Annotated in this window: 10 protein-coding genes; 9 read left to right on the top strand and 1 reads right to left on the bottom strand. The window is 67.3% G+C overall.

Going from position 1 to position 12378, the window contains the following annotated elements:
• Positions 1–286: 286 nt before the first annotated feature.
• The 4 genes from ACFYMU_RS32510 to ACFYMU_RS32495 are packed head-to-tail and all read left to right on the top strand — an operon-like array spanning position 287 to position 4213.
• Positions 287–1213: a putative RNA methyltransferase gene (locus ACFYMU_RS32510; protein WP_388381172.1), complete on the top strand. Its 927-nt coding sequence runs from the start codon at positions 287–289 to the stop codon at positions 1211–1213.
• Positions 1210–2352: a glycosyltransferase gene (locus tag ACFYMU_RS32505; protein WP_388381170.1), complete on the top strand. Its 1143-nt coding sequence runs from the start codon at positions 1210–1212 to the stop codon at positions 2350–2352. Before ACFYMU_RS32510 ends, ACFYMU_RS32505 begins: the two co-directional genes overlap by 4 nt.
• Before the next feature lie 8 nt (positions 2353–2360).
• Positions 2361–2957, top strand: coding sequence for a hypothetical protein (locus tag ACFYMU_RS32500; protein ID WP_388381167.1), 597 nt, complete (start codon positions 2361–2363; stop codon positions 2955–2957).
• A 47-nt stretch (positions 2958–3004) separates the two neighbouring features.
• Positions 3005–4213, top strand: coding sequence for a glycosyltransferase (locus tag ACFYMU_RS32495; RefSeq protein WP_388381164.1), 1209 nt, complete (start codon positions 3005–3007; stop codon positions 4211–4213).
• Between the two features lie 49 nt (positions 4214–4262).
• Here ACFYMU_RS32495 and ACFYMU_RS32490 read toward each other — a convergent pair whose 3' ends face one another.
• A complete protein-coding gene (locus ACFYMU_RS32490) occupies positions 4263–6020 on the bottom strand; it encodes a TIM-barrel domain-containing protein (RefSeq protein ID WP_388381175.1) in 1758 nt (585 codons plus the stop codon).
• Between the two features lie 205 nt (positions 6021–6225).
• Between ACFYMU_RS32490 and ACFYMU_RS32485 the strand changes: the two genes are divergently transcribed.
• From ACFYMU_RS32485 to ACFYMU_RS32465, 5 genes are all read left to right on the top strand, one after another.
• Complete coding sequence (locus tag ACFYMU_RS32485; RefSeq protein WP_388381161.1) at positions 6226–7191, top strand: NAD-dependent epimerase/dehydratase family protein; 966 nt, start codon at positions 6226–6228, stop codon at positions 7189–7191.
• A gap of 101 nt (positions 7192–7292) precedes the next feature.
• Positions 7293–8339, top strand: a complete 1047-nt coding sequence (locus ACFYMU_RS32480; RefSeq protein ID WP_388381158.1) for a radical SAM protein — start codon at positions 7293–7295, stop codon at positions 8337–8339.
• Between the two features lie 128 nt (positions 8340–8467).
• Positions 8468–9646 carry an NAD-dependent epimerase/dehydratase family protein gene (locus ACFYMU_RS32475; RefSeq protein WP_388381155.1) on the top strand — a complete coding sequence of 393 codons (1179 nt, stop codon included), beginning with the start codon at positions 8468–8470 and terminating at the stop codon, positions 9644–9646.
• Positions 9643–10698, top strand: a complete 1056-nt coding sequence (locus tag ACFYMU_RS32470) for a glycosyltransferase family 2 protein (RefSeq protein ID WP_388381152.1) — start codon at positions 9643–9645, stop codon at positions 10696–10698. The genes ACFYMU_RS32475 and ACFYMU_RS32470 overlap by 4 nt, the downstream gene beginning before the upstream one ends.
• A 72-nt stretch (positions 10699–10770) precedes the next feature.
• Entirely contained in the window at positions 10771–12249 is a 1479-nt protein-coding gene (locus tag ACFYMU_RS32465) for an oxidoreductase (protein ID WP_388381150.1), read from the top strand.
• Positions 12250–12378 lie beyond the last annotated feature (129 nt).

Genomic DNA, 12378 nt, shown 5'->3' with positions numbered 1-12378 from the left:
AGCCTCGGCCGTAGTCGACCGACGTCGCCACGACCTGCCCACTCGTCCCGCACGAAACGAAGAATCGGGCATCAGGTCTCATACCGCCCTCTGAGCAGGCCCGATGACAAGCCGGGCAGAATCCGGGCTGCGGGATCGGCCCGCGCGACGCGCCTGTCTTCACGAGTGCAGCCTTGGTGTCGCCGCCGGGACGGCGGTGGTTACCGTAGAAGGGCACAGGCGGCGCCGGGCCGCCGGGCCCGCCGCATCCTGCCGGACGCGTGTGGGAGCAGGAAGTAAGGACGTCATGACCTCGATCGCCCCCGCCAGGCCGCCGGTTTTCCGCTGCCCGGTGTGCGAGGAGCCCCTGCCCCGCGACGGGCGCAGTTTCCAGTGCGCCAACGGCCACGGATTTGACGTCGCCAAAGAGGGCTACGTCAATCTGCTGCTGGCCCAGCACCGGCATTCGAAGGACCCGGGCTACAACAAGGAGATGATCGCCGGGCGGCGGGACTTCTTCGACGCGGGCCACTACGAGCAGCTCGCCGACGGTGTCGCTGACGTTATCGCCTCCTATCTCCCCGAGGGTCACGAGACCGTGGTGGTCGACGCCGGTTGTGGAGAGGGCTACTACCTCCGGCGGCTGCGGCACCTCCTCGCCGAGCGAGGTCAGGACGACGACACGGTGCTGTGCGGAATGGACATCTCCAAGCACGGCGTACGGGTCGCGGCCAAGCGTGACCCGCAGGGCCTGTACGCGGTCGCGGGCACCTACCGCATGCCGGTGATCACGAATCGGGCGGATGTCCTGCTCACACACTTCTCCCCGGTCTCCGCGACCGACTTCCGGCGAGTGGTCAAGCCCGGCGGCGTCGTGCTGGTCGGTGGCCCCGGCGAGGACCACCTGTTCTCGTTCAAGGAACTGCTCTACGACACGCCGGCCCAGCACGAGCCCGCCGACACCCTGGCCGGCGAGGACGGCTTCGAACCGATCACCGTCCACCGCATTCGCTACCCACTGCGGCTACGCGGGCCGGGGCAGGTCGCCAATCTGCTACTGATGACCCCGTTCTACTGGTCGGTCGGCGATGAGACGCGGGCCAAGCTCGCGGCGATGGACGAACTGGACACCGAGGTCGACGTGGTTGTGCACGCCTACCGACGCGTCGCCTCGGCGCCGACCGCTGTTCCAAGTGAGGACGCGTCGGCCGCTGAGGGCGACGAACAGCAGTGAGAGTGGTGCTGGACGGGCAGGTGACGGGAGCGGACGGCATCAGCCGCTGCACCCGCCACCTGGCCGCAGCCCTGCGGAGGCTCGGCGCCGAGCAAGGCTTACGGCTGCACGTCGAACAGCCCAGCGGAGTTCCCCGCTACAGCCTGGCCGAGGGCACTCACCTGGTGGAGGTGGCACGACGGCACCGGGCGGATCTGCTCCACTTGCTGGACTATCGCGTCCCCATCTCCACAGCTCCGCTGCCGCTCGTGGTCACCGTCCACGACCTGCTCCGGCTGCGGCACCCGGAGCACTGCTACAGCGACGACGCCTTCGTCGCCCGCTTCGGCTCCGGCGGCATGAGCCGCCTGCGGGAGGCGACGTCGGCCCTGCGCAGGCGAACGTCCTGGCCGCCCGGCGCGATCCGGCGCCCCGTCTCCTGGCATGAGGAGTTCTACGGCCGGATGACCGCACACGCCGCCGCGACGGCCACCGCCGTCGTCACCCCGACCCGTACGGTCGCGGCGCACCTGCGCGAGGCAGTCGGCCACAGCGTGCCGACGACCGCCGTCCCCTGGGGCACGGACCACCTCCCCGGCGTTGGCCGCGAAACCTCGCCGCGCGTCGACGGACTGCGGGTCGGTGGGTACGTCCTGTACGTCGGCCAGGCGCGTTCCCACAAGGGCTTGCCGGCCCTCATGGAGGCATTCCAGCGATCGGCTGCCCGGCGTCAGGGGCTAAGGCTCGTACTGGCCGGTCGGGACTTCGCCCCAGGCAGCTCGGCCATCGACGGGCTGGAAGAACATGTCTTGCCCGTCGGCGAGGTCGATGACCTCTCTCTCGCCCGGCTGTACGCCGGGGCCGCCGCGGTGGCCCACCTGGCCGAGCATGAGGGATTCGGATTCCCGCCCCTGGAAGCGCTGAGCTTCGGCGCCCGGGTCCTGGCCGCCGACATCCCGGTGCTCCGCGAGACTCTCGGCTCCCATGCCCACTTCACCGACCCCGGCGATCCGGTTGCCGCTGCCGCTGCTCTTGATCACCTGCTGGACAGCGATGACAGCCTCGCCATACGTCGCGGGCGGGCCATGTGGGCCTCGCGTTTCCGCTGGGACACGTGCGCACGTCAGGTCGTCGACTGCTACCGGAAGGCACTGGCATGATCCGCCCCTTGGTCGTCATCGATCTCGGTGACGTCCTGGTCCGTACCGTTGCCGATGCCCAGTACGCGGCCCTGGCCGAGCTGACGGGCGTCCCCGCCCTTCGCTGGGCCGCAGCCGCAGACGGCACCGGCCTGGTCGCGGCCCTCGAGGAGGGGCGGATCGGCTTTCCCGCCTTCGCCGCAGACCTTCTCTCGCGGGCGGGGGCCGCCGACCCTCTTCCGCTCGCCGACGTCGAGGAAGCCTGGAACAGAGTCGTGGACGGCCTGGACGACAGGGTGGCCAGTGCGGCGGCCCCGCTCACCAGACAGGGGCGACTGCTGCTGGCCAGCAACACCAGCCCACCGCACTTCGCCCGTATCCAACGCCTGCTGGTTGCCGCAGGTATCGACGCGCCGGCATGCCTCTCCTACGAGATCGGCCACCGTAAGCCGGACGACGCCTTCTTCCGCGCACTCGCCGATACCGATGCCAGGGTCGGGGCCGGAGCCGTGTTCATCGACGACCGTGCCGAACACATTGCGGCCGCTCGTCGCCACGGCCTGACAGCCCACCACCACCGAGACCCAGAGGCCACCGCCGCCTACCTGCACAGCCTGGCCAGCTGAATACCGCACGCCGAAAACATCACTGAAACCTCCCAGGGGGAACCAGCGTGACCACCGTCGCCGTAGACATCCGCGCCAACCACGACACAGGTGTCGCTCGCTACGGCCGCTCCGTGCTCGCCGCCGCCGCACCAGTGGCCGCCGAGAAGGGGATACGCCTACTGGCCATCGTCCGCCCCGGTCAGGAGGCGAGCGCTGAGGGCGCCGCCGCTGCCGGGCACGAGGTGATCGCAGTCCCAGGCGATGAGGGCTTTGTCCGCGACAACCCTCGGCTTCGAGACCTGCTGGCGGCACGCAGCGTAGATCTCTACTACACCTCCCACTACACGGTGGACCGCCACTGCCCCGTACCTTTCGCATTCACCATCCACGACCTGACTCGGTGGCGGTTCCCCGAGCTGAGCTACACCGACGCCACCTTCGCCGAACGGTTCGGGGGCGCGGAGTTGGAGCGCGTAGAGAAGGAGCTTGCCGGCCTGGCCGACTTCGACGTCGCCGGGTCCGACGCGGCGGTGTTCACCCGGTACTTCACCGCCCTCAACCGTGATTTGGCCGCCCGCACACGCCGAATCGTCACCGTTTCCGGGAGCACGGCCGACGACATCACATCCCTGCTGGCCATCCCCGCCTCCGGTATCGACGTGGTCCCCTGTGCGGTGGACACCGCACTCTTCCATCCGCGTCCGGAGAACGAAGTGCGGACAGTCCGCGCGAAGTACCGACTAGGCAGCACGTCGTACCTGGTCTTTGTCGGCCTGGCCCACCCCAACAAGAGGTTCGAGTGGCTGGCCGACCAGCTCACTTCGGCCCGCGCCGCACTTCCGACCGGCACCCGGCTGGTCGCGGTCGGGGGGCACGCCGACCAAGTCCCCGTCGTACGCGAGCTCTTGCGGGAGCGAGGCGCCACGGACTTCGTGAAGTTCACGGGCCGGGTCACCGATGACGAACTGGCCGCCCTTTACACCGGAGCGTCGGCCTGGGTGACCGCCTCGATCAACGAGGGCAACAACCTCCCCCCGATGGAGGCCATGGCCTGTGGAACCGAAGTGATCGCCACCGACATCCCGCCCTTGCGCGAGACGCTCGGCAGCTCCGCCCACTTCTACCCGCCCACCAACGGGGCGGCGCTCGTCCAGGCGGCAGAGGCGGCGCTGACCGGCAGCCTGTCCAACCGGGCCGACAGCTTCGCCCCACCCGCCTGGGAGCGTTCCGGGCGGCTTCTCGTCGATTCCTGGCAGCATGCGCTGACCAACTGACGTGCAGTGGCCGGAGGTTAGAGTCGATCCAGCAGTGGTGCGGCACCGCTCACGCGCTGCGCCACGCCTTCCGTGCGATGGCGAAATCCCGCTCGGTCAGGGACTCTCCCGTGGTGTCGAGGTGACTGACGTAGTACAGGCTCGGCACTCCAAGTGCCGGCTGCGCGGCCGTGTACTCGCGCCATGCGGCCAGCGACGGAAGCGGCCACCCGTCGGTATCGATCAGTACGGTCGGGTCGGCGATGCGGGCCATGTCGGCTCGGAACGTCATCTCCGCCAACACACTGTCCTGGCGGTGGGCGTAGATGTCGCCAAGCCGCACCATGTCCTGCGCATCGGCGAAGTACGGGTTCGGTGACTGCCCGATGATGAGCGCGTCAGGCTTGGTCTCCTTGGCCGCCATGTAGATGAACCGCTGGATCTCGTGAGCCGCCTCGATGCCGAACAACTTCCCCGAAGCCGTACCGAAGACCATTCCGTACAGGCCCGGGGACGCGGACTGATGGTCGATTTTCAGCCCGTCGGCGTTCACGCAACCCGGACCGCTGCCGAGGAGGTACTGGATCTGCTCTCGGATACGGGCACGCACCTGGGGAAGCGTGATGTCGATACCGAGCTTGGCACCGGGAGTCGGCGTGCCGAACTTCGCCTGCCTGCCAGCCCGGTTCGGGTGCAGTGCCTCGTCGGGGGACCATCGGACGCACTCGCCCGCCGGGAGGCCTTCGGCGTCCCATGGCCCCCACCACAGAAGCACTCTGCGGCCCTGGCGGTGCAGGCGGTCGACGAAGCCGGCCATGTCCGGCCAGCGGCCGGTGTCGATGTTCTTCAGGCCCCCGGCCAGGAACCAGCGGGCGTCGATCACCAGCGTCCCGTACTGCAGCTTCGCGTCGTCCAGGCGTGCCACGATGTCCTGGTAGTTCACCTGGGTGCACAGCGTGTAAGCGGCGTTGTCGCGGGGCCGCTCCGGGCTACTGCGGATGCGGAAGAGGTCGGCCTGGTAGCACTGATGGCCCCAGCCGCACACGATCGGACGGTGCCACCAGGGCGCCTCATCGCGACGTACGCGCGGAACGAGGCCATCGTCGCGGAGTACGTCCACATAGCCGGTGAGCGCCTGGGCTGCGGTGGGCGCCGGGGTGAGGACGATGGCGGGCGGAGCGAAGGTTCCCCCCGCCTCCAGTGCGCCCCAGCAGTTCAGGCTGAGGGCGAAGTCTTCGCCGCCGAGGTACTCGAATTCCGAGAAGGCGTGGTTGCCGGGGGTGGTGGCGAGGCCGAGGGCCCACCACTCGTTCTCGGGATCCGTGGTCACCGCGAAGGCCAGCAGGCCGGGGTCGGCCACGAAGTTGCCGCCGTTGTAGTCCAGGTCCGCGTTCACGCTGACCTGCGCGTATTCGTGCGGGCGGATGAGCTGCTGGGCATGGGAGTTGGGCTCGGGGCAAAGCACTTGCGAGAAGGAGATCGGTGAGCCGGTGGAGTATGCGCGTGGGCCGGTGCGTCCCCGGTCGTTGAAGTGCTTGGTCAGTGCGAAGTGTTCGCGGAAACCGTTGTCCGCGATGGCGTCGAAGTACCGCACCGTGTCCACCCGTCCGCTGCCCTCGGCTTCCACGGCAAAGGTGACGTGCCGCTCGTGGACGTCGACGCGGTACCGCTTGGTCCACCCGGTTGACCGGGCAGTCCATGTGATCCGGTCGAATCCGCGGTGCTCTTCCCGTACGGCCGTGGTCGCACTGACCGTACGGTCGAAACCGGCGGCGGTGTCGATACTGATCTCGGGTATGAGCTCCTGCCGCAGCGAAGCCGACTGCACGACCAAGCGGGCAGGTTGGCCTCCGAGGACCACCCGGAAGTCCTTACGGACGACCTCGATTTCCGATCCGATCTGCTCCACGTCCCACCCCGGCCCGAGTCGATCACCTGACGGAGACGTACCGTATCTGTTCGATCACGGGGCGGTGGCGCCTTGCGGTGGATAACCTCGCCGCAGAGATCATCGAGAGACGCAGGGGGCGTGAATGCGGCAGGTACTGGTCACCGGAGCAGCGGGATTCCTGGGCGTCAACCTGATCACCGAACTCCGGCGTCGCGGTCTTGGCGTCGTAGCTCTGGACGACGGAAGCGCCGGCACCTGGCCAAGACTCGACGTCTTCGCCAACGACCCTGGCGTTCTGTGCCGACGGGTCGACATCCAGGACGCACAAGCCCTCGCAGATGCCTGGCCACGCAACGGCACATGGGGAGCAGTCCACTTGGCCGCGCGCCACTTCATACCCGACTGCCAGGCCCATCCTGAGGCGACGTGGCAGACCAACGTCGACGGCACCGCGAACGTACTCGCTATGGCAGCCCAACGACCTCCCGCTCGTTTTCTGCTGGCCTCAACCGCCGACGTCTATGCCGTCGGGGACGGGCCTCATCGCGAGGAGGACGAGACAGCTCCCGAATCGGTCTACGGCCGTACGAAGCAGCTCGCCGAGGCGATGGTCGAGCAAGCCGCCGCGTGCCAGGTCGAGACGGGATACCTCACAGCGCGACTGTTCAACCTCTACGGTCCGCACCCGACCGTGGAGCACCTCATCCCGGCAGTCGTACGACAGGCCCTGGCCGGTGACCGGCTGGAGTTGGGCAATCTCGACTCCGCCCGCGACTATGTCTTCATCGAGGATGCCGCCGCAGCACTGGCTGAACTGCTGACCAGCGCGGCCACAGGGGTGGTCAATGTCGGCACCGGCATCGCCACCGCCGGACATGACCTCGTCGCCCTCATCGGGCAGCTGCTCGGACGCCACCTCGACGTGGCCCGAGACCCGGGCCGCATGCGCCCATCCGACCGGCCTCGTCTGGTCGCGGCTCCGGACCGATTGAAGTCTTTCCTGCAGTGGTGGCCGGCCACCACTCTGGAAGAAGGACTGGCGGCAACCCTCGACGCCTGGAAGCAAAACGAGTCGTTGGCCGCCGAGTTGGAGCGGGCGCGTCGCTGAACCTCGGGGCCGACAGGCGCTCTATCGCTGATCGTCGTAGCCGGGCAGGATCACTTCTCGCGCATGGTGCGCAGCGCGACTCGTACTCATGGAGGTTCCTGATGGGTGAGCGGCACTACCAGGCCAGGCTATGGGCCGCGTCGAACCTCTCCACCCGGATGGCGCCGCGTCGTATCCGCCCTTCGGACGTCAGCATCAAACTCACGGAGAACTGTCAGGCGCGCTGCGTCACGTGCGACTACTGGAAGCATCGCTGGACCGACCACATCGGCACTGACCAGGCAGTCGATCTCCTCAGCCGCCTGTCCGACATCGGCGTGACCACCATCCGGTTCACCGGCGGGGAGCCACTGCTCCGGCGAGACCTGTTCCAGGTCCTGGAGCGCGCGAACACCTCCGGGTTCACCACGGTCGCCCTGCAGACGAACGGGCTGCTGCTGCGCCGGTTCGCACCGCAGGTCAACGACTCGCCTTTCACCCACGTCGTCGTCTCGCTGGACGCGGTTGGTGAGCGAAACGACCAGATCCGGGGCATCAAGGGCTACTTCGACCGAGCCCTCGAAGGACTGGAGAAAGTCGAAGGCAAGACACGGATCGTCGCGATGACGCTCAACCAACTGGGCGCAGGTGACCTCAGCTCACTGCTCGACCACGTCGACAAGCTCGGCGGCTACCTCGCCTGCAACCTGCCGGACAACCGGCTGTACTTCCTGCAGGACGCCGACCTATCCGGACTCTGGCCCGACGAGCAGGCAAGCGAGCACCTCATCAGCACCCTGGCCTCGCGCCTCGGGGATCAATTCACGCCATACGAGCTGGACTACATCCGCGGTTACCTCCGTCAGGGCGACCCCACCACGCGATCCGCCAACCCACCGTGTGTCCTGGGCTACACGACGGTGTACATCTCCTCGGACGGAACGGTCCGCTCGGGCTGCTACGTGCTGCCCCCGATCGGCAACATCCTGGAACAGGACATCGAGGCCATCCTCGACTCCCAGGAGTACCGCGACCGCGCCACATCGATGCTGCGCCTCGAATGTCCGGGGTGCGCCTGCAACGTCTTCAAGAGCCTTCGAACCAAGAACGCGGTGCAGGACCGCCTCCGCTCCGTACGGCATCGGATGGCGGCGATGGCGGAAGGCTGACCGTGACGGCAGCAGCCAGCGAAGGGGCTGGTCCAGGTCGAGCGGGCGACTTGATCAAATCGCCACCACTCGCCAACGATCCAGCCTAGGCTACGGATTCGCATTCATTGATCACGGAGGGTAGGTATATGCGGGTTCTCGTGCTCGGTGGGGACGGCTATCTCGGATGGCCACAGGCGATGTACCTCTCGGCCCAGGGCCACGAAGTGCACGTCGTCGACAACTTCATGCGGCGCCATTTCGACATGGACCACGGGCTCGACACCCTGGTGCCCATCGCTCCGCTGCAGACCCGAATAGCCCGGTGGCGCAAGGAAACCGGGCTCGACATCGGGTGCCACGTCCTGGACCTGACCGATCATGCAGCCCTCAGCCCGGTGGTCCGTGAGATCCGTCCCGAAGCGATCGTGCACTTCGGCGAGCAACGCTCCGCCCCCTACTCCATGCTCGATCGTGAGCACGCGGTGCGGACCCAAGTGAACAACGTCGTAGGAACCCTCAACCTGCTCTACGCCATCGCGGAGTTCGCTCCCGAGTGTCACTTGGTGAAGCTGGGGACCTTGGGCGAGTACGGCACCCCGAACATCGACATCGAGGAGGGGTTCCTTGAGATCACGCACAAGGGCCGCAGCGATGTGCTGCCGTTCCCCAAGCAGCCGGGGTCCTTCTACCACCTCAGCAAGGTCCACGACTCTCACAACATCATGTTCTGCTGCCGCATCTGGGGCATCCGGGCGACCGACTTGCATCAGGGCATCGTCTACGGGGCCGCAACCGAGCAGAGCCGGCTGCATCCCGAGCTCGCCACCCGGCTCGACTACGACCATGTGTACGGCACCGCGCTGAACCGCTTCTGCGTCCAAGCCGCCCTCGGGGAGCCGATCACCGTCTACGGGCGGGGTGGCCAGACCCGCGGCTACATCGACATCCGCGACACCATGCGGTGTATCGAGCTGGCCATGCTCAACCCTCCGCCGCGCGGCGAATACCGCGTGTTCAACCAGCTCACCGAGGAGTTCTCCCTCCAGAACATCGCGGCCAGGGTGGCTGAGGCGGCCACCGCGGCTGGCCTGGCGACGAAGATCGAGAGCCTGCCGAATCCCCGCGTGGAAGCTGAGGAACACTACTACCGCACCGTGCACACCGGGCTGCCGGAGCTCGGGCTCGAGCCTCATGCGCTGACTAGTGAGACGATCGCGGGCCTGCTGGAACTCGCCAGACACCACGTCGAGCGGGTCGACCCGAGCGTGCTGGCCCCCCGCGTGGAGTGGCGGAAGTTCCACAACACCGTACGGAGTCAGCCGTGATCGGCGCGGTGGTACCGGTCTGCAACCGGAAGCAGAATCTGGAGCTGCTCCTCGCCTCCCTCGAAGAGCAGACCTGCCAGGACTTCGTACTCGTCGTCGCGGACGACGGCTCCACCGATGGCACTCGGAAAATGGTCGAGGACCGCGCAGCCACCGATGCGTGGCGGGGGCGGCTGCGCTGGGTCGGCTGCGGCCCCGACCGTGGCGTACGAACTGGCCGGGCTCGCAACATCGGCGCCGCGAACTTGCCGGCATCCGCGGAGCTGCTCGTCATGCTCGACAGCGACCTGGTCCTACAGCCCACAGCCATGGCAGGCTTCGCGGCCGTCCATGCCGAGCACCCAGACAAGGTCATCCTCGGCGCGGTCGAGTGGCTGCCGCCTCTGGAGCGGGACTCCGTCCTGAAACACGTCACTGGTCACGAAGTCGACCTCCTCCGTGCCCTGGTCCCCGCCGGTGCACCAGCCCGCGTTGAGGGCACATTCACCGGTCCCGAGCTACGCGAGCAGCTACGGACCTGCACTCCCGACGAGTCGGTCCCGCTCCGTCCCGAGTGGGCTCTTCCTCTGAACTCCGGCTGGCCTCTCGACCTGTACTGGCACGTGGGCGGCTTCGAGGAGGCAATGACCGGCTACGGCTACCAGGACATGGAATTCGGAGCACGCGCAGTCGCCGCTGGCGCCTCCTGCCTGTTCCGCCCCGAACTCTGGGCACTCCATGTGTGGCACGCCAAGCCGCCCAAGGCCATGATCGAGAATCAACGGAACCTCGACTACTACCTACGGCGCCACGGCGGCAACGCGGTCATCGAGACGGATGTCGACTGGTCCTTGTGGTGGCACTACCACGCCGAGCGCGGCGGCACAGTAGTAGAGGAGGAAGGACAGCTCTGGGCCGTCAACGGCGCTCACGATCGGCGCCTGCGCCTTCCCGCCCGCTCCTGGCTGCCTCGGCTCGGACACTGCGCTCACGCACCCGAGCCGCTGAGTGCCGAGAGGCTGCGCGCCATCCCGGAAGTCCAATGGGCCGACGACATCGCCCAGCAACACTGAACCGGTCATCCACCGGTGCCCGGTCACACGCGGCCCCAGCTTCAACGGAACTGCAGGGAAAGGAGCCGGATCTTGGTCCTGTCCGACGCTGACCTCAGCCCGGTCGAACGCGCGGTTCGGGACGCCTTTCCCACCGGGCAGTCGGTCGATCTGCGCACAGGCCAGCCAGAGGAAGACGATCCCTCCAGCGGAGCACAATGGCCCGCGGAGCGCACTGTTCGTGCCGAGATCCTTGCCGCGCTGCTTCTCGATGGCCAGGTCACGCAGGATGGCGTGGTGCCGGCGCTTCATCTTGTCGGCGCCCGCATCACGGGAACGCTCGACCTGGCAGAGGGGCTGGTTCAATATCCGCTGCGCCTCGAAGGTTGTTGGATCGAGGAGGCACCGAATCTGCGGAGCGCATCCACACGATCACTGCACTTCACGGGGTGTCGGCTACCGGGCATCAGCGCGGAGTTGTTGAGGGTCGAGGGCCATCTCCTCGTGGACCGAACAACCGTTGACGGCCCCATGGTGCTGACCCGCGCACACATAACTGGCGAGCTCCGCATGAGCGGTACCACGATCTCTGCCCCGTCAGGAAGCTGGGCCATCTGGGCAGGCGGCCTCACCATGGAAGGCGGTGTCTTCTGCCGCCGGGGCTTCACCGCAAGCGGTGGTATCCGCCTCGTCGGCGCTCAGTTAGCCGGTGGCCTGTTCATGGAAGGGGCCCAGCTGAGCAATCCCGGTGCAGACACGATCAGCGGCGACGGACTCAATGCCTCCTCGATCATCCTCTCTGACGGCTTCACCACCGACGGGACCGTACGGCTGAACGGGGCGCACATCGTCAACCTGCTCTCCTTCGACCTCGCCCGTCTCGACTGTGATTCAACGGCTCTCGACGGGTCCCGTATGCAGGCGGGCGAGTTGAGATTTACCCCGGCGGGGAGACCGACGGCCTCGGTGGATCTGAGCAGCGCCACAGTCGACGTCTTGCGCGACAACGACGACAGCTGGCCCCAGGTCGTACATCTGGACGGCTTCACCTACGGCTCGATTCAGACAACTCCTGGCGAGACCTCGGCCGACCGGCTGCTGTGGCTCGACCGTATGCCTGCATATTCGCCCCAGCCGTACGAACAACTAGCCGCCTGGTACCGCAGGGTGGGGCACGACGATGATGCACGCCGCGTCCTGCTCAAGAAGCAGCGCCGACGACGACGGAGCCAACGCCTGCTCGGCAAGCTCTGGGGCTACCTCCTCGACGGAACCGTGGGTTACGGCTACCGACCCTGGATTGCCGGCCTCTGGCTCATCGCGCTCACCGCCATAAGCTCGATCCTCTTCAACGCCGGCCACCCCATACGCAACAAGCCCGGCGAAGGCCCCCCGTTCCAAGCACTGATCTACACGCTCGACCTTCTCATCCCCATTGGGGATCTCGGCCAGCGCGGCGTCTGGTACTTCACGGGCTCATTGAAGTGGCTCGCCTACGCCCTCACTGCGGCGGGCTGGATCCTGACCAGTGCGGTCGTCGCCGGCGTCACGCGGTCACTCAACAAGAGCTGATGAACGGAATCCACATAGCCCCGCAGCGCAACCGTGCAGCGACGCGCTTGCCGCCCAGGCCGTCTTCGACCAGCAGGACGACCGCGGCCTGGACGCCATCTCCGTCGAACTGCGGTCCACTCAACCGCG

Source organism: Streptomyces sp. NPDC007264, assembly GCF_042869095.1.
GTDB lineage: Bacteria > Actinomycetota > Actinomycetes > Streptomycetales > Streptomycetaceae > Streptomyces.
This window is presented reverse-complemented; position numbering and strand designations above follow the sequence as displayed.